General features: G+C 73.8%; 13 protein-coding genes. 8 read left to right on the top strand and 5 right to left on the bottom strand.

The window, feature by feature from the left end:
- Nucleotides 1-283: 283 nt before the first annotated feature.
- Nucleotides 284-2332: a hypothetical protein gene (locus tag CFP65_RS12570; protein WP_158702151.1), complete on the top strand. Its 2049-nt coding sequence runs from the start codon at nt 284-286 to the stop codon at nt 2330-2332.
- A gap of 256 nt (nt 2333-2588) precedes the next feature.
- On the opposite strand, the gene CFP65_RS12565 is transcribed toward CFP65_RS12570, so the two are convergent.
- The gene (locus CFP65_RS12565; protein ID WP_158702150.1) at nt 2589-3020 is read right to left on the bottom strand and encodes a hypothetical protein; all 432 of its coding nucleotides are present in this window, start codon (nt 3018-3020) and stop codon (nt 2589-2591) included.
- Here CFP65_RS12565 and CFP65_RS42070 point away from each other — a divergent pair.
- Both CFP65_RS42070 and CFP65_RS12555 read left to right on the top strand, forming a co-directional pair.
- Nucleotides 3009-4568, top strand: a complete 1560-nt coding sequence (locus CFP65_RS42070; protein ID WP_158702149.1) for a restriction endonuclease — start codon at nt 3009-3011, stop codon at nt 4566-4568. The genes CFP65_RS12565 and CFP65_RS42070 overlap by 12 nt on opposite strands.
- Before the next feature lie 341 nt (nt 4569-4909).
- On the top strand, nt 4910-5704 hold the full coding sequence (locus CFP65_RS12555; protein WP_104816180.1) for a ZIP family metal transporter: 795 nt from the start codon (nt 4910-4912) through the stop codon (nt 5702-5704).
- Here CFP65_RS12555 and CFP65_RS12550 read toward each other — a convergent pair.
- Complete coding sequence (locus CFP65_RS12550) at nt 5685-6662, bottom strand: LysR family transcriptional regulator (protein ID WP_104816179.1); 978 nt, start codon at nt 6660-6662, stop codon at nt 5685-5687. The genes CFP65_RS12555 and CFP65_RS12550 overlap by 20 nt on opposite strands.
- A gap of 183 nt (nt 6663-6845) precedes the next feature.
- Between CFP65_RS12550 and CFP65_RS12545 the strand changes: the two genes are divergently transcribed.
- The gene (locus CFP65_RS12545) at nt 6846-7832 is read left to right on the top strand and encodes an EamA family transporter (protein WP_104820827.1); all 987 of its coding nucleotides are present in this window, start codon (nt 6846-6848) and stop codon (nt 7830-7832) included.
- 91 nt (nt 7833-7923) lie between these two features.
- On the opposite strand, the gene CFP65_RS12540 is transcribed toward CFP65_RS12545, so the two are convergent.
- The gene (locus tag CFP65_RS12540) at nt 7924-8454 is read right to left on the bottom strand and encodes a MarR family winged helix-turn-helix transcriptional regulator (protein ID WP_174805526.1); all 531 of its coding nucleotides are present in this window, start codon (nt 8452-8454) and stop codon (nt 7924-7926) included.
- 388 nt (nt 8455-8842) lie between these two features.
- On the opposite strand from CFP65_RS12540, the gene CFP65_RS12535 reads away from it, so the two are divergent.
- Nucleotides 8843-9148, top strand: coding sequence for a DUF2218 domain-containing protein (locus CFP65_RS12535; protein WP_254552360.1), 306 nt, complete (start codon nt 8843-8845; stop codon nt 9146-9148).
- Between the two features lie 95 nt (nt 9149-9243).
- On the opposite strand, the gene CFP65_RS12530 is transcribed toward CFP65_RS12535, so the two are convergent.
- A complete protein-coding gene (locus tag CFP65_RS12530) occupies nt 9244-10008 on the bottom strand; it encodes a phosphatase PAP2 family protein (RefSeq protein ID WP_254552359.1) in 765 nt (254 codons plus the stop codon).
- Nucleotides 10009-10405: 397 nt separating this feature from the next.
- Entirely contained in the window at nt 10406-11746 is a 1341-nt protein-coding gene (gene gabT, locus CFP65_RS12525; protein ID WP_104816176.1) for a 4-aminobutyrate--2-oxoglutarate transaminase, read from the bottom strand.
- A gap of 546 nt (nt 11747-12292) precedes the next feature.
- On the opposite strand from gabT, the gene CFP65_RS12520 reads away from it, so the two are divergent.
- The 3 genes from CFP65_RS12520 (at nt 12293) to CFP65_RS12510 (ending at nt 17724) form a co-directional block, all read left to right on the top strand.
- Nucleotides 12293-14251, top strand: a complete 1959-nt coding sequence (locus CFP65_RS12520; protein ID WP_104816175.1) for an ATP-binding protein — start codon at nt 12293-12295, stop codon at nt 14249-14251.
- Between the two features lie 171 nt (nt 14252-14422).
- Nucleotides 14423-15988 (top strand): PucR family transcriptional regulator, encoded by a 1566-nt coding sequence (locus tag CFP65_RS12515; protein ID WP_104816174.1) that lies wholly within the window; start codon nt 14423-14425, stop codon nt 15986-15988.
- 293 nt (nt 15989-16281) lie between these two features.
- Nucleotides 16282-17724 (top strand): aldehyde dehydrogenase family protein, encoded by a 1443-nt coding sequence (locus CFP65_RS12510; RefSeq protein ID WP_104820825.1) that lies wholly within the window; start codon nt 16282-16284, stop codon nt 17722-17724.
- Nucleotides 17725-17732: the final 8 nt, after the last annotated feature.

The following is a 17732-nucleotide window of genomic DNA, read 5'->3' as shown; positions in this document are numbered from 1 at the left end:
CGGTCAGAGCCCTGACGCCGCAGGTCATTTCGGCAATTCGGAGCCCTACCGCACGACGGTCACCACCCAGCGTCCATTTCCCGAAGTCGTCGCCCTGGCCGATCAGCTGCTGACCGCCTGGTTGAAGCAGGAAGGGGTCGAAGAGCCCCCGCCCGCCGCAGCCACGCCGGGCGCAGAGCGGTTCCGCCCCGGCCCGCGTATCCTCCTCGACCGCGACAGCGGCGAGCTCCGGCTGGATCCCCCCGATCCCGAACAACCACCCGAGGTGGGTGACCCTCCTGACGTGGGTGCCCCGCCCGAGCGGGCTGCCACCCCGGGCCGCTATGCCCGCCGTCGCCTCCGCACCCCGGTGCCGCACGGCACCCACCAGCTCACCATCACCATCGCCACCGGCCCGCCTCCTGCTGCTGCCGCTGCTGCTGCCGCTGCCGCTGCCACCAGTCTTTCTCCCACCACTCCGGTGGCCGCCGGTCCTCCCGCCGGCAGTCCGACGGGGGCCGCCGCGACCGTCGGCGGGCCGAGCACCCCGAGCGTCGGCCGGCAGCGAAGCAAGCCCCCGGCGCGCAGGGAGCCGGAGCAGCCGACCTGGGTCAGGGTGGAAGCCGAGCACCTCGCGGCCGGAGCGGGAGCTCGCCCGGCCGGGCGAGCTCCAGTCCCCGAACTGGCCCGCACGCTCCTCACGCTGATCGACGCCACGGACGGTACCGCCGCGATCGAGCCGCTGCCCCGACTGGTCACCCCGGCCGAGGTCGACGCCCTGATCGACGAGCTCTGCGACCCGGACCGCAGCCTGCCCACAGTCGTCGCCAGCGTCCCGCCCGCCGCCCAGCTCGACACCTGGCTGGCCGGCGTGGTCCACCCGCTGATGCGCCACCTCACCGGCCTGGCCGCCCTCTACGTTCTCGACCATGCGGCGCTTCCGCACTTCAACGTCGCGTTGGAGTACCACAAGGTCTACGGCGGAGCAGTGCGTACCTACCTGCCGGAGATCGACCCCGCCTCCCGGGCGGACAGTTCACGGCACCCGGTGATGCCCAGGCACCGGATCGAGGACGACGTCCGCCGGGCCGCCGCGCTGATCGCCCGCGAGCCGCGCCGGGCCGCCGCCGAGCTCCCGCTGCCGCCCCTGCTTGCCGCTGTTCCGGTCCTCCAGCCACCGCCGGAGTCCAAGCGTCGCCCACAGCCCGCACTGTCCGATCCGGCTGCCCCGTCCGAGCCGTCCGAGCCGTCCGGGTCGGCCGCGCAGTCCGGTCACTCGGACAGGCCTGGTCAGGTCGGCCGTTCTGATGCAGCTGGCCAGACAGTGCAGTTGCCCGGCCCACGGTCTGACCGAGCGCTGCCCTCAGTGGCGGAGCCGGGCACCGACTCGCTGGCCGCAGCGCACACCCAGTCCACGGTTCTGTCGGACTCGAGCGGTCCGGGCGAGCAGGGCGCGCAGGGCGAGCTGACCGACCACCTCGGGCGAGCCGACCAGGCCGAGCGGCAGGTCCGGGCTGACGAGCTCCAGCGCATCAAACGCAGTCTGCTCCTGGCCCGTCGCCGGGAGCAGCGCCTGCGGGCGGAGAGCGCCGAGCAGCACGCCGCACTGCGTGCGATCAACGCCCAAGTGCGCTCGCTCACCGATCAATTGCGTGCCATGACCGGGGTCGAAGCGGCAGACTTGCTCCGCTTCACCACCGATCCGCTGACGTCTGGAGCGTTCGGCGGCGGTGCGCCCGCTCTCGGTGGCTTCGCCGCTGAGGCGTACGGCGCCGAGCCGCTCGGTGGTGAGCTCTTCGGCCTTGAGGGGTTTGGTCCCGACGGGTTCGGCGGGCTCGCTGCGGACGGGGTGGAGCAGGACGACGATGCGCCGGCCAGCTTCGGTGATCTGGTCGGACGGTTCGACGAGTTCCCGCTACTGGAGTTCACCGGTGACCAGAAGGAGGCCCTGGCACTGGACGGCCAGTACGCGGGTACGGGGTGGGCGAAGCTCACCTGGGAGGGGCTGACGGCCCTGCAGGAGTACGCCAGCGCCGCTGTCCGTGGTGAGGCGCACGGGGATTTCAAGCAGTGGTGCGAGCACACACCACCCGGGTGCCACCGCTTCCCGCCGCGCAAGGCCGTCCGAGGGGAGTCCCGGACGGTCGAGAGCCACACCAAGTGGAAGCGCGAGCGGATGCTCCCGGTACCGGCGTGCGTAGATTCCTCACGGCGCGCGTTCATGGGCGCACACCTGCGGATCGGTGGTGGCCGCACCGCCCCCCGCCTGCACTACCTGGACGACTGCTCGGGCAGCGGCCGGATCTACGTCGGCTACATCGGACTGCACCTGACCAACACCCGCACGAACTGAGCAAGGGCAATAGAGACGCCGCAGAGCGGGGGAGGAGGTGACGAGAAGGCAGCGAGCGGACAGGGCGCGCTAGCCGAATCGCAGTTGACGGCAAGGCGGTTGAGCCCGGAATCGACGGAGAATCACAAATGGAGGGAGGAAAGGTCGGAGAGACGGTTCCGGAGTGCCCGTACGGTGGAGAATGAAGCCCGGGCCAGGCCGTGTGGCCCGGCGAGCACACCGGACGAGCTTGGGGGAACGACCGCCGATGCAGCACTCATCCGAGGGTCAGCCGGACGGTACGGCCGCGGTGCTCCAGCCCGGCTTCCTGGCCTCGGTCTTCCGAGACCTGGGGGCCGACGTCCCGGAGCCGCGTACGGACCAGGACGCCCCCGGTGTGCCCAGGGTAGCTGCCGACGGTCCGACCGCCCAGCTCCCAGGTCAGGCCGTCTCCGCCCCCACCGGCCTCACCGGCCCGCTTGGCCAGGCCGACGCCGCCGGCTCGATTGGTGCCCTCGACGAGTCCGGCGTCGCCGGCCCGGTAGGTGATGGTTCGGCAGGCGACAGTCCGGCAGACGGTGGTCTTTCGGGTGGTGGTCTTTCGGATGGTGGTCTGCTGGGTGGTGGTCTGGCGGACGGCGGTCCGGTGGGCGGTGGCGCCGGCAGGAAGCCGGGTCTCGGTGAGCCGGACGCGGGCGTGGCGGCCCACGGGCGGGCCGCCGCACTGACCCACCATCGGACGCTCACCGTCCAGGCCGAGCACGAGCGCCTGGCGGACCTGCTCCGTCGAGCCGCCCTGCCCGTCTCCGCGATGGACTTCGAGAGCCAGCTGCGCAGCTACGAGCCGCGCCCCTACCCGCATGGTGAGGAGGCTTCCGCTGCGGGCGCCGAGCCTCGGTGGGCCGACTACGCTCCGGCGCAGCCGGAGCTGGCCGACCCGGACGAGGCCCCGTCCCGGCGGTTGCTCGACTCCGGCTACCAGCGGGAGCTGGCCGCGGCCCGGCTGCGCCATCAGCGGGACCTCCGGGAGTGGCGGGCACGCCAGGCCGAGGCGGCCGACAGCGGGGAGCAGGCGGCCCGGCAGGCGCACGAGGAGATGGAGCAGGCCCGGGCCCGGGCCGTCCGGGAGTACAACGAGAGTTTGGAGGAGTGCCGGCGGGCCTACCGGTTGGCCGAGCCTGCCGCCGTCGAGTCCCTGCTGGAGCGTGCCCTCGCCGCCGCCGAGGGCGCGACCCAGGACCTGCCCGCCCCCTGCCGGGCAGTCTTCCGTCCGCTCACCCGCACGGCCGTGCTCGACCTTGACCTGCCGTCGCTCGACGTGGTGCCCTCGCTGTCCGGCTACCGGCTTTCGCCGGAGGGCGAGATCACGCCCATCCCCCGTCCGGCTGCCGACCGGGCTGCCGACTACCTCCGGCTGGCCGCTCGGCTGGCCTTGCGGGCCCTCCAGGCGGTCGACGCCGTGGACACCGAGGACATCCTGGCCGGGGTGGTCCTCAACGGTTGGCTGCGCCCCGGTCCGGCGGCCGTCGCGACGGCCGCTCCGGTCGCCGGGGGAGTGGCCTCAGCCGAGCCGGTCTGCCTGCTCAGCGTTGACGCGGATCGCAATGCCCTCGCCCGCACCCGGCTGTTCCCCGCCGAGGAGACGTTGACCGGGGGAGCCGATCAGCCGGGGCAGGGCCGGGGACAGGAGCAGGTACCGGGGCAGGTACCGGGGCAAGAGGCGGACGGTCAGGGCGTCTACGCCGCCGCCGAGCAGGACGAGGCGTTGGTCAGGCTGCGGGAGCTGGCTGCCGTGGTGACCCCCGACCCGTACGGGCTGGCGCAGGTCGAGCCGAGCGGTACGGCCGGGATGGCCGTGCCGTCGGCGGCCGAGCTGTCCTCGAACGAGTTCGCCCAGCTGGTCCGGGAGCTGCTGACCAGGGGCGGTCTGGCCGAGTGGAGCGTCCGGTTGCGCGGGCAGGCCGGGCTGGTGGCCACCGGCGAGGGGGCCAGGGGCAGTGCGCTTCCCGGGCGCTGGGTGGTCTGGGCTTCGCGCGGGGCCGCACCGGTCGGCTCCGAGGAGTTGCAGACCCTCGCGGAGGCCGTGGCGGAGGAGGGCGCCGACCGTGGCCTGCGCCTGACCTGCGGCCACTTCAGCGAGGAGGCCCTCGACCTGGCGGCCGAGCCGGCTTACGAGCAGATCCACCTCGTGGACGGCAACGGGGTCCAGGAGCTGACCCGCACCCACCTCGGCCTGCCCTTCACCCCCGCCGAATAGCCCGTCGACCCGTCAACCCGTCAACCTGTCAGCTTGATTCCCGCGATCCCGACCGGCCCCGACCGGCCCCGACCGGCCTGTTCCGGGGCGCCGATGTCCGGGAGCCAGGCAGTTCTGCTCGGTCGTGCCGGGTGGCCTCGGAGTGGGCTGACCCACCCCCCGACCTGCGGTGCTGTCTGCCGGTCTGCTTCAGTTACTCGTCACTCCGACGGCCCCGGCCCAGGGGCGATGGTCGGGCGAGCCGCAGAGGCTTGCCGTACAGGCGGCAGCCGGAGCTTCCGGGGGCCGCTGACCGACGGCCGGTGGCCGGGGCGGTCAGGGAAGCAGCGGGAGGGAAGTGGATGACGGCGATACTCGTCGCCGCCGGAGCGTTCATGATGACGCTGATCGGCGGCTTCGTCGCCCAGCGGACCGGGGACCGGCGGCACCTGGTGCTGGGGTTCGCCGCCGGGCTGATGCTCGGGGTGGTCGCCTTCGACCTCCTGCCGGAGGCCCTGCACGCCGCGCCGGACGAGATCCACGGCGTCCCGCAGGCGCTGCTGATGTTCGCGGCGGGCTTCCTGACCATCCACATCATCGAGCGGGCGGTGGCGATCCACCGCAGTCACGAGGACGAGTACGCCGAGCACACTCACGGCCGGTCACAGAGCCACGGCCATGGGCACGGTCACGGCCATGGTCACGCTCACAGTCACGGACGGCAGGGGGTCGGGTTGGCGGCCGCCGGTGCGCTGGTGGGGCACAGCCTGATGGACGGGTTCGCGATCGGTGCGGCCTTCCAGGCTGGCAGTACCGTCGGCACGGTGGTGGCGATCGCCGTCGTGGCGCACGACTTCGCGGACGGGTTCAACACGTACACGATCACCCGGATGTACGGGAACGACCGGCGTCGGGCGTTGGCCCTGCTCGGGGCGGATGCGTTGGCGCCCGTCACCGGGGCCGGGATCACGCTGCTGTTCACCATCCCCGAGCACGTGCTGGGGCTCTACCTCGGGTTCTTCGCCGGCTTCCTGCTCTACCTGGCGACCTCCGACATCCTGCCGGAGGCGCACAGCCCCCACCCGTCCCGTTCGACGTTGCTCTGCACCCTGCTGGGCGTGGGCTTCCTCTGGCTGGTCATCGGTTTCGCGGGCTGAGGCGGGTGTGCTCAGGCGTTGCCGGAACGGCTGGAGTGGCTGGAACGGCTGGAGCGGTCGGGCGGGGCTGCCAGTGGCGTTGGACGGCGGACAGAGCGGCCGTGATGGCCGGGCGGCGCGAGGCCTGGCTGCGCCAGAGGAGGAAGACGCGGCGGGCGGGTTCGGGCACCACCGGGCGGGCGACCACCCCGGGCGGTAGGGTGCCGCGGCCGAGCCGGGGGACCAGGCCGACGCCGAGGCCGGCCGCGATGAGGGCGATCTGGGTCTCGAACTCGCCGACCTGGTAGTGGACGTCCGGCTCCTCGCCGGCCTCCCGCATGGTGCGGACCAGCCAGTCGTGGCAGATGTTCCCCGGCGGCACGCTGATCCAGCGCCGTCCGCAGAGGCGGGCCACCGGCACCACGGTGAGGGCCGCCAGCGGGTCCTCCTCGCGGAGCAGCAGGTCGACCGGGTCGGGCCCGAGGTCGAGCCGGGCCAGCCCGTCCTGGACCGGCAGCGGCACGGTCGGCCAGTCCTGGACCAGCGCGAGGTCGACCTCGCCCCGGGCGACCAGTTCGGCCGCGAGGTAGGGGTCGGTCTCCAGCAGGCGGACGTCGAGTTCGGGGCAGGTCTCTCGCAGCTCGGCGAGGGCTCCGGGCAGCAGGCCCCGCGCGCCGGTGGCGAAGGTCGCGACCATCAGCCGGCCGACGGCCTGCCCGCGCTGCTCCTCCAGCGTCACCTCGGCCTGTTCGACCAGGGCGAGCACCTGCTGCGCGGTGTTGGCGAGCTGTTGGGCCGCGTCGGTCAGCACCACGCCCCGGCCCTGCCGTTCCAACAGCACGGTGCGGGTCTCCCGTTCCAGCTTGGAGATCTGCTGGGAGACCGCCGAGGGCGTGAAGCCCAGCGCCGCCGCCGCGCCGCCCACCGAACCGTGCACCGCCACCGCGCGCAGCGCCCGCAGTCGACCGAGATCCATCATGACCCTGATGGTAGCCAGCCGGAGGCGGTCACTGTGTAGTGATGCTGAAGTATGGCCTTCAGTAATCATCGCTGGTGCTACACGGTTGTACTCCGGGATGCTCGTCACATGCCACGGAACAGCAGCTCACCCGCCACCGCCATGCCCGCCCGGTCCGGCACCGCCCGGTCCGCCACCGGCGCCATGACGCCGCGTCACATCGCCCTCGCCGTCCTGATCGCCGCCGTCTGGGGCCTCAACTTCGTGGTCATCCACGTGGGCCTGGAGAACTTCCCTCCGCTGCTCTTCTGCGCACTGCGGTTCACCGTCGTGGCGGTGCCCGCCGTCTTCTTCGTCGGCCGGCCTCGGGTGGCCTGGCGCTGGGTGTTGCTGGTCGGCTGCACGCTCGGGGTGGTGAAGTTCGGGCTGCTCTTCCTGGGCATGCACGCGGGGATGCCCGCCGGGCTCTCCTCGCTGGTGCTGCAGAGTCAGGCGATCTTCACGGCGCTGTTCGCCACGGTGATGCTGCGCGAGCGTCCGGGCGGCCGTCGGGTGCTGGGCCTGGCGATCGCCTTCGGCGGGATCTGCCTGGCCGCCGTGGACCGTGGCATCGGCGGGCCGATCGGCGCGTTCGTGCTGGTCATCGTCTCGGCGGTGTTCTGGGGCCTCTCCAACGTGCTCACCCGGCGGGCCGCCCCGCCGGATGCCCTGCGCTGGATGGTCTGGGTCAGCGTCGTCCCACCGCTGCCGCTGCTCGCGCTCTCCCTGCTGGTCGAGGGTCCCTCGGCCGACCTGCACGCACTGGCCGGCATCACCTTCTCGGGCCTCGGCGCGATCGCCTTCGTCGGCCTGGGGGCCACCCTGTTCGGCTTCGTCGCCTGGAGCTTCCTGCTCCGCACCTACGACGCCTCGTCCGTCGCGCCGTACTCGTTGCTGGTGCCGGTCTTCGGGATGTCCTCCTCCTGGCTGCTGCTCGGCGAGCGGATCAGCCCGCTGGCCGGCGGCGCAGCCGCCCTGGTCGTCCTCGGCATCGGGTTGACCGCGCTGCGGCCGGGCCTGATGGCCGGTCTGGCCCGACCGGGGTGGATGGCTGCGCCGGCACGGCGCTCGAGGGACCGTCAGGCCGAGGGTGGAGCCCAGGCCGGGGCCGCCAACGGAACTGTCGGCGGGGTCGCGCTGCGGGCTCGCTGACGTGGAGCGGAACGGAGCGGAACGGAGCGGAACGGAACGGAGCGGGACGGAGAGGCGCAGCGGATGCAGACGGTCCAGGGATGAGCGGGTGTCAGCCGAGGTCGGCGGCCGATGCCGGGGAGGTGGCCGGAGCGGCGATCGGGACGGGGGTCCGATCGCCGGTCTGGCGGGCCTCGTGGGCGAGTTCGGCGGTGCGGAGGGCCCGGAGGAGAGCCTCCTGTTCGGGGCCGGCAATCGGGCCGAAGTACTCCTGGGCCACCTCGTGGCGGACTCGGCCGATCCGTTCGAGGGCGGCGTGGCCGGCCTCGGTGAGGGTGACCCGGACGGCGCGGCGGTCGGCCGGGTCCGGCGTCCGTTCGACCAGGCCGGCCTCTTCGAGGGCGTCGACCACGGTGGTGGCCGAGCGCGGCGCGATGTGGAGGCGTTCGGCCAGCGCGCTGAGCCGGATCGCCTCGCTGCCCTTGCAGCCCGGGTTGTGGGCGAGCATCCGCAGCGCGCGGGCCTGGCCCGGGGTGATCCCGTACGGCTCCAGCCGGTACATGGTCTGCCGCCGGATCCGCTTCATCGCCCGGGTCAGCGCGTCGGCGAGCTCGGCGGCGGTCTCGGGCGGCGGGGTGGTCATGGTCGGGGCTCCCGGGCTGGGCTGGGCTGCGGACGACCCCGGCCGCGGTGGCCGGGGGAGAGGTGGGCCCAGGCTACCCGCCCCGGTCGGGCCGGGGGCCGGTCGGTGGCGCACCGGCGGGCGGGGCGAGGCAGCGGGTACGCGGGGTGGTGGGTACGTGGGGCAATGGGCGGACGGGCGCGCGAGTCACAGGCGGACGGCTCGGTGGGCCACGGGTGGATGGGCGTGTGGGCGGATGGGCGGACGGATATGCAGAGTCAATGACACCTTGAGCTTAGCTCAGTATCTGGGCTAGCGTGAGGTAAAGACGGCAGTGACAGCCGGTGCAGCAGAGACAGTCGTACGAACCGATTCAGGAGTGATCACGATGGCCCGTTCGGAAGCCCGTGTGAGTACCGACCGCCCCGCGCGGTACGGCAAGCAGTTGGCCGCGCACCTCGGCCGCAAGGTCGAGGCGAGCTGGTCGGAGGAGACCGGTCGGGGCGAGGTCGCCTTCCGTGCCGGGACGGCCACCCTGGTGGCCGAGCCGGGCGTGCTGGCGCTCGCCGTCGAGGGCGAGGCGGCCGACCTGGCGCAGTTGGAGGACGTGGTGGGCCGTCACCTGGTCCGCTTCGGTGCCCGGGACGAGCTGGTCGTCGAGTGGCAGCGGGACAGCGGCGAGCCCGGCCTGGTCCACCGTCACGAGGGTGAGTGACCTGAGGGCGCGCGGGTCGAGGGCGGGCGAGCCGAGGGTGAGTGGCTTGCGCGCGGGTGGCCCGTCGGCAGCGGTCAGGTCTCGGGGGGCAGCGGTCAGGCCCCGGGCAGCGGCGGCGTCGCGTCCGGATCGGCCGGGGGCCGTACCTGGCTCGCCGGGCCGGCCGGGCTGAGGAGGCCGCCCGGGGCCGTGGCGCGGGCGAGGGTCCAGAGCAGCAACCCCGCCAGGCACCAGCTCGCCAGCACGTCGAGCAGCCAGTGGAAGTCGCTCCAGACCAGGCCCCAGCCGACGCCGAGGCAGGCCAGGGCGGTGAGGGCGGTCAGCCGGCGGTGCAGGGCCGGGCCGGGGAAGGCCCGGCAGAGCAGCAAGGTGGCGGTGCCGTAGGCGATGGCCGAGGTGGCGGTGTGGCCGGACGGGTACCAGCCCCACTCGCCGGGGTGCAGCGGGGTGCCGAGCGGGCCGGGGCGGGCGAACCAGTTCTTGGCGGGGATCACCAGGGCGGGGATGAGCAGGGCCGTGACGGCGGCCGTCGGCAGCGGGAGCCACCAACGGCGCAGGCCCGTGCGGCGGTGCCGCCAGGCGGCCAGGGCGCCGGCGGCGAGTAGGACGGGGATGGCCGGGATGGTGTTGCCGAGGTCGGAGAGGCCGCGGCCGAGGCGGTCCAGCCAGAAGCCGTCGGGGCCGGGGTGGGCCGGACGGAGGTGGCCGAGGCCGGCGTCGGTGGCGCCCGGGGGCAGTTGGCCGCCCAGGCTCAGCCGGGTCGAGTGGACCAAGGACCGGACGTGCAGGTCCAGGTCGAGCAGTGGCCCGTGGACGGCGACCTGCCAGGAGATCAACACCAGCAGGGCGAGCAGCAGCACCGGCAGCCAGGGCTGTGCCCGGGCATGTGAGAGCCGCCCTGGAGCAGGGGGGAGAGCTCCAGGGCGGCTGGGAAGATCGCCGATCCGCGTGGCCCGGGGGGTGTGGGCCGGACGGCCGGTCGATCGGTCCTCGGCTGCCACCGCCCCTGACGGGGCGACGGCCGGTGTCGCTGAGGGTGTCAGCTCGCTGTCCATCTGTTACCAAGGTACGTCAGGAGCGCTGCGACTCCCAGGGACTTCAGAGCTTTCGCACAGCATCTTCACCGGGTGGAGCCGATGCGGAGTACGACTGTACGAAAGGGTGGCCCGAGCCGCACAGACGTAGCTGCGCGGGGCTCGGACCACCCTCTCGGGCCACGACTCAGGCCACGGCCCGGGCCACGGCCCGGGACACGACTCAGACCGTGGCGAAGGCGTTCTCGATGATGTCGAGGCCCTCGACGAGCAGGTGCTCCGGCATGACCAGCGGCGGCAGGAAGCGCAGCACGTTGCCGTAGGTGCCGGCGGTCAGCACGACCAGGCCCTCGGCGTGGCAGGCCTTGGCGACGGCGGCGGTGAACTCGGGGTTCGGGTCCTTGCTGCCCGGCTTGACCAGCTCGACGGCGATCATCGCGCCGCGGCCGCGGACCTCGCCGATCACGTCGAACTTCTCGGCCATGGCGCGCAGGCGGCCGAGCATGACCTCGCCGATGCGCTGCGCCTTGGCGTTGAGGTCGAGCTCCTTCATGGTCTCGATCGAGCCCAGCGCGGCGGCGCAGGCGACCGGGTTGCCACCGTAGGTGCCGCCCAGGCCACCGGCGTGCGCGGCGTCCATGATCTCGGCGCGGCCGGTCACGGCGGCCAGCGGCAGGCCGCCGGCGATGCCCTTGGCGGTGGTGATCAGGTCCGGGACGATGCCCTCGTCGTCACAGGCGAACCACTGGCCGGTGCGGCAGAAGCCGGTCTGGATCTCGTCGGCGACGAAGACGATGCCGTTCGCCTTGGCGTACTCGACGATGGCCGGCAGGAAGCCCTTGGCCGGCTCGATGAAGCCGCCCTCGCCCTGGATCGGCTCGATCACGATGGCGGCGACGTTGTCGGCGCCGATCTGCTTGTTGATGATGTCGATCGCCTGCGCGGCGGCCTCGGCGGCGCAGTTCTCCGCACCGGTCAGCCAGCGGTAGGGGTAGGCCACCGGCACGCGGTAGACCTCGGGGGCGAACGGGCCGAAGCCCTGCTTGTACGGCATGTTCTTCGCCGTCATGCCCATGGTGAGGTTGGTGCGGCCGTGGTAGCCGTGGTCGAAGACCACGACGGCGGTGCGCTTGGTGTAGGCACGCGCGATCTTGATGGCGTTCTCGACGGCCTCGGCGCCCGAGTTGAAGAGGGCGGTGCGCTTGTCGTGGTCGCCCGGGGTCAGCTCGTTGAGCTGCTCGGCGACGGCGACGTAGCCCTCGTACGGGGTCACCATGAAGCAGGTGTGGGTGAAGGCGGCCAGCTGCTCGCTCGCCTTGGCGACGACGGCCTCGGCGCTGTTGCCGACGTTGGTCACGGCGATGCCGGAGCCGAAGTCGATAAGCGAGTTGCCGTCCACGTCCTCCAGCACGCCACCGTTGGCGCGGGTCACGTACACCGGCAGGGTGGTGCCGACACCGGCGGCCACCGCGCCGAGCTTGCGGGCCTGAAGCTCCTGCGACTTCGGGCCGGGCACGGCGGTGACCAGGCGGCGCTCCTGCGGGAGCGGCGTAACAGCGCTCATGGTGTTCTCCAGATTTCTCAAGGCGTCGTCCTTCGAAGGCTACGGCCGGGTACCGGCGCCGGGCATGCGCCACTAGGTAGCAGTAGCCCGTCCGACTTGTCCGGCGCGGCCAGCGGGTGGAGATCGGCTGCCAGGGCCCTCCCCTCCACTAGATTGAGCGCGGGCGTGTCGCCGCGAGGGCGGCGTGGGTATCTGCCGCTTCGGGGCCGCATGGGGCGCGCGGGCGGCCGGGGTGTCGAGAGAGCGGGGCCAGGGATGGGCTTGGACGGCGCGTACGGTCAGCAGGCCGGGCAGGCCGGTCAGGGGCAGGCCGGTCGGGGGCAGGGCGCTCAGGGGGAAGCCGGTCACGGTCCTGGCGGTCCTGGCGGTCCTGGCGGTCCTGGCGGTCCTGGCGGTCCTGGCGGTCCTGGCGGGCACGGCGGGCCGGGCGGCCTGCCGCCGCAGCGGGCCCTCGGGCCCCAGCCCGGGGCCGCACCGAGCGCCGTACCCGGGGCCGTACCGGGCACCGGAGCGGGCTTCGGAGCGGGCTTCGACCTGGCCGGCTGGGTGTACGCCCCGCGCCCGGAGGCCGCGCCCGGCGTGCTGCGCTACGGCTACCGTCCGCTCGACCCGGCCCGGAGCAAGGACGCCGAGGTGCCGGCCGGGCCGCTGCTGCTGCGCGCGGCGCTCAACCTGCTGGTGGCCTGGCCGGCTGCGCTCTATGCCCCCGTGCTCGTCTACTACCTGATGAGTCTGTTCGGCATCCCGGCGCCGAGTTCCGAGGCCCCGGCCACCCTGCTGGTGGTGGTGCTCCAGCTGGGCGCGGTGATCCTGGCGATTCGTTTCTTCGGCCGGATGGGCCGCTGGCCCGAGGTCTGGCGGCGCTGGGTCGCCCCGCTGCTCGCCCGCGCCGTCACCCACGAGCAGCCCGCCGAAGCGCAGACGCCCGCCCCCGCCCCGGTCACCGACCCCTGGTACGGGCTGCGCCACGGCGGCGCCCCGCAGGCCGCGGCCGCGCTGGACGCGGCGGCCGTCGGCGACGTGGACTACGTCCGGATCCAGCGCGCCTGGGAGGGCGTGCTCGGCGAACCGGCCCGGCTGCCCGAGTTCCTGGCCGAGGTCGCCGCCCGGGGCGCCGCCGCCTGCGCGCACCCCTCCGAGGCCCGCGACCTGCCCGGCCGCGGCGCCGGGCACGACCTGCTGACCCGTCAGGTGCGGCTCGGCACCGCCCAGGACGTGGTGAAGAACCCGCCCGCCCACCGCGCGGCCGGCTTCGCCCTCGACCCCGCGCTGCTCGCCACCTCGCTGCTCGCCGTCGGCCCGGCCGGCACCGGCAAGACCGCCCGGCTGGCCCGCCCGGTGGCCGAGGCGCTCTGCCTCCAGGCCCTGGCCGGCACCGCCTGCGCCGTGGTGATCGGCGCCGCCGAGGCCAACCTCGGCCCGGACTCCTGGTACGACGTGGTGATCGCCCCCGGCGACCCGGTCACCGCCTACGGGCTCGACCTCTACGGCGCCGCCCGCGAGGTGGACGAGGCTGCCGCCCGCCTGGCCGACGCCCTGCTCCCCGACGAGCTGGCCCCCCGCGCCGAGAGCGCCCGGATCGCGCTCCAGCAGACCGTCGGCCCGTTCCACGCCGCCTACGGCCGCTACCCCGGGGTCCGCGAGCTGCGCGAGCTGCTGGGCGGCAGCGAGGACGGCGCCGAGCGCTGGGCCGTGCTGGCCGAGACGCTCCGCAAGGCCGGCCGGTACGCCGAGCACGAGCCCGACCTGCACCACCGCGAGCGCCAGCGCGGCCGGGCCGACGACCCCGGCGCGCTGCTCGCCGACCGCCTGGCCCTGCTCGACCGCCCGGCCTTCGCCGGGCAGTTCGCCGCCGGGGAGGGCGCCAGGCCCGCCTTCGCGATGCGGGCGCTGGACCACCCGCTGCGGGTGCGGGTCAAGCTGCCCGAGCAGAGCCACCCGGAGGCGGCCCGGATCCTGGCCCGGCTGGTGGTGGGGCAGTTCCTGCAGGCCACCGCCGTGCGCACCGACCGCTCGCTCTTCGCCGGCCTGGTGGTGGACGACGCCTCGGCGGCGGTGGACGCGCCGATCGTGCGGGGCCTGCAGCGGCTGCGCGGGGCCAATGCCGGGGCGGTGCTGCTGCTGCGCACCCTGGTGGACCTGCCCGAGGCGCTGCGCGCCCCGCTGTTCGGCGCGGTCGGCTGCCGGATGGCCTTCCCGGGCATCGCCCCCTGGGATGGCCGGCTCTTCTCCGAGGCCTGGGGCACCCACCTGGTCCAGGAGAAGGCCGTCACCCACGCCCCCGACACTTCCGGCGGCTTCCTCCGCAAGCTCGGCCGGGCCGGCCGCAAGGCCCTCTCCGGCACCACCGCCCAGACCGAGAGCATCACCACCCGCGACGTGGAGCGCCACCGCTGGTCCCCCTCCGACCTGGCCCACGCCCTGCCCACCGGCCACGCGGTGATCTCGCTGACCACGGTGGCGGGTGAGCAGGTGCCACCCGTCCTGGTCGACCTGCGGAGCTGAGAGGCTGCGGAGCCGAGAGGGTGCGGAGCTGAGAGGCCGCGGAGCTGAGGGTAAGGGCGCCGCTACGGAGGATTCGGTCCCGGCGGTTGTCCGGCGCGTCCATAATGGTGGGGAGACGCTCAGCCCTCGCCGGTCGCAACGGGGCGACCAGGTCGAACCATCGAAGGTGCCATGCCCCCCACTCTCGCCTCCGTCGTCCGCAACAGCTCGCTCCACCTGACCGTCCTGGCCGGTGCGGACCATCTAGAACGGCCCGTCCGCTGGGTGCACACCAGTGAGCTGGACGATCCGACCCCCTTCCTGGAGGGCGGGGAGCTGCTGCTCACCACCGGCATCAAGCTGGGCAAGAGCGCCGCGAGCCTGCAGGCGTACGTGCACCGGCTGGCCGACGCGGGGGTCGTGGGGCTGGGCCTCGGGGTCGGGCTCTCGCACGCCGAGGTGCCGCAGCCGTTGGTGGACGCCGCCGCGCAGCGCGGCCTGCCGCTGCTGCGGGTGCCGGAGGCCACGCCGTTCATCGCGATCAGCAAGTCGGTCTCGGCCGCGCTGGCCGCCGAGCAGTACGAGGCGGTCACCACCAGCTTCGAGGCCCAGGAGGAGCTGACCCGGGCCGCCCTCGGCAAGGACGGCACCACCGCGGTGGTCCGCAGACTCGCCGCCCGCCTCGGCGGCTGGGCCGCGCTCTACGACGGCTCCGGCGCCCTCTCTGCCGTGGCCCCCGACTGGGCCGCCCGCCGGGCGGGCCGGCTCGCGGCCGAGGTCGACCGGCTGCGCCGTCGCCCCGCCCCGTCGAGCGCCGCGCTGCAGGGCCGCTCCCCGGGCATCGACACCGCGGACGAGGACTACGTGGTGGTCCAGTCGCTGGGCGCCGACCGCCGGGCCCGCGGCTTCCTGGCCGTCGGCACCGAGGACCGCATCACCCCCACCGAGCGGTACGTGCTGAACGCCGCCGTGGCGCTGCTCACCCTCACCCTGGAGCGCTCCCGCGAGCTGCGGCAGGCCGAGGAGCGGATGGGCGCGGCGCTGCTCGGCATGGTGCTGGCGGGGGAGGTCCCGACGGCCCGGCAGGTCGCCTCGGGCCTGTTCGGCGGGCTGCCGGAGGGTACCGTCCGGGTGCTGGTCGCCGGGGCCGCCCCGGGCACCGACGCCACCGAGGCGGTCGGCGAGCTGGGCGACCGGGCCGAGCAGGCCGGCGGCCGGGTCGGCGAGAAGCTGCTGGTCTCCCGCGAGGAGGGCCCGCACGGCGCCCGCCTGGTGGTGCTGGCCGCCGACAACGGCGCCGCGCACCGCGCCTGCCTCGGCGCGGTGGAGGAGCACGAGGGCCTGGCCGTCGGCGTCTCCGCCCCGACCACCCTGGAGGAGGCCGGCGTGGCCTTCGCCCAGGCCGAGCGGGCCCTGGCGGTGGCGCTGCGCGGCGGCAAGCGCTCGGTCGACCACGAGGAGGTCGGCGCGGGTTCGCTGCTGCCGCTGCTCGGCGAGGAGGCCGTGACGGCCTTCGCCGAGGGCCTGCTCCGCCCGCTGCGCGAGCACGACCGCACCTCGCGCGGCGACCTGGTCGCTTCGCTGCGGGCCTGGCTCTCCCGCCACGGCCAGTGGGACGCGGCCGCCGCCGACCTCGGCGTGCACCGGCACACCCTGCGGTACCGGATGCGGCGGGTCGAGGAACTCCTGGGGCGCTCGCTGGACGACACGGACGTCCGGATGGAGCTCTGGCTCGCGCTCCGCGCCGGGGAGGAGTAGGCACGGTCAGGGGCGCGGGGAACTGCGCGAGGTCGGGAGAAGCGGAGTCGCCATCTCGCCCGCGCAGTCAGTTGCACCGTCAACGGATAGTGCAACGAGGGCATGCAGGTAAGACAGCGGCAGAGTGCGGGGTGGGCCGCGCCGTTCCCCGCGCCCCTGCTTTCTGCAACTTGGCGAAGTCACACGAGTGACCACTCCACCGTGTCCAATCCGTCTGACGGGTGCTCCGCCCTACCGTTGGGTCCGAGGCTTCACGACCCGCGTGGGGCGCAGACGAGAGGGCCGGTGTGACCGTGACCACCACTCATGACTTCTGGCTGGCCGGCCGCCGGGCGAGCGGCGAGACGGAGTTCGAGGTCCACCACCCGTTCGACGGCAGCCTGGTCGGCAAGGTCAGCGTGCCCACCGACGCGCAGGTGGAGGAGGCGCTGGACGCCGCCGTCGCCGCGGCTCCGGTCTTCGCCACGACCCCCGCGCACGTCCGGGCCGCCGCGCTGGACCACGTGTCCCGCCGGCTGACCGAGCGCGCCGAGGAGATCGCCCGGCTGATCACGGCCGAGAACGGCAAGCCGATCAAGTGGGCCCGTGGCGAGGTCGGCCGCGCCGCCTCGGTGTTCCGCTGGGCCGCCGAGGAGGCCCGCCGGACCAACGGCGAGACCATGCGCCTGGACACCGACCCGGGTGGCGTGGGCCGCTTCGCGGTGGTGCGCCGCTTCCCGCGCGGCGTGGTGCTGGGCATCGCCCCGTTCAACTTCCCGCTCAACCTGGTCGCCCACAAGGTCGCCCCGGCGATCGCCGTCGGCGCCCCGATCATCCTCAAGCCGGCCCCCTCCACCCCGCTCTCCGCGCTGGTGCTGGGCGAGCTGCTGGCCGAGACCGACCTGCCGGCCGGTTCCTGGAGCGTGCTCCCGGTCGCCAACGAGAAGATGCCCGCCCTGGTCCAGGACGACCGTCTGCCGGTGATCTCCTTCACCGGTTCGGACAAGGTCGGCTACCAGATCATGGACTCGGTGCCGCGCAAGCACGTCACCCTGGAGCTCGGCGGCAACGCCGCGGCGGTCGTGCTGGCCGACTACTCCTCCGAGGCCGACCTCGACTGGGCCGCCACCCGGATCGCGATGTTCTCCAACTACCAGGGCGGCCAGTCCTGCATCTCGGTGCAGCGCGTGATCGCCGACGCCTCGGTCTACGACGCGCTGGTCGAGAAGGTCGTGGCCAAGGTCAAGGAGCAGGTCACCGGCAACCCGTCCGAGGACGCCACCGACGTCGGCCCGCTGGTGGACGAGAACGCCGCCAAGCGCGTCGAGTCCTGGGTCGAGGACGCCGTGGCCAAGGGCGCCAAGGTGCTCACCGGCGGCACCCGCGAGGGTGCGCAGTACGCGCCGACCGTGCTCACCGAGCTGCCCGAGGACGCGATCCTGGCCACCGCCGAGGTCTTCGGCCCGGTGCTCTCGCTGCACAAGGTGGAGTCGACCGACGAGGCCTTCGCCCTGGTCAACGACTCGAAGTTCGGCCTCCAGGCCGGTGTCTTCACCCACGACGTGCAGCTGGCCTTCCGCGCCCACACCGAGCTGGAGGTGGGCGGCGTGATCATCGGCGACGCCCCGTCCTACCGCGCCGACCAGATGCCGTACGGCGGCGTCAAGGACTCCGGCGTCGGCCGCGAGGGCGTCCGCTACGCGATGGACGACTTCACCTACGAGAAGGTCATGGTCCTCACCGGCCTCTCCCTCTGAGCGCTCTG

This window comes from Kitasatospora sp. MMS16-BH015 (assembly GCF_002943525.1).
Classification (GTDB): domain Bacteria; phylum Actinomycetota; class Actinomycetes; order Streptomycetales; family Streptomycetaceae; genus Kitasatospora.
Note: the sequence above shows the minus strand (reverse complement) of the source record. Positions and strands in the feature narration are given on the sequence as shown.

Excerpts from the sequence above, each read along its gene's own strand:
- CFP65_RS12540 (WP_174805526.1), bottom strand. The coding sequence starts at position 8,454 with ATGACCACCCCGCCGCCCGAGACCGCCGCCGAGCTCGCCGACGCGCTG.
- CFP65_RS12555 (WP_104816180.1), top strand. The coding sequence starts at position 4,910 with ATGACGGCGATACTCGTCGCCGCCGGAGCGTTCATGATGACGCTGATC.
- CFP65_RS12515 (WP_104816174.1), top strand. The coding sequence starts at position 14,423 with ATGCCCCCCACTCTCGCCTCCGTCGTCCGCAACAGCTCGCTCCACCTG.
- gabT (WP_104816176.1), bottom strand. The coding sequence starts at position 11,746 with ATGAGCGCTGTTACGCCGCTCCCGCAGGAGCGCCGCCTGGTCACCGCC.
- CFP65_RS12550 (WP_104816179.1), bottom strand. The coding sequence starts at position 6,662 with ATGATGGATCTCGGTCGACTGCGGGCGCTGCGCGCGGTGGCGGTGCAC.
- CFP65_RS12545 (WP_104820827.1), top strand. The coding sequence starts at position 6,846 with ATGACGCCGCGTCACATCGCCCTCGCCGTCCTGATCGCCGCCGTCTGG.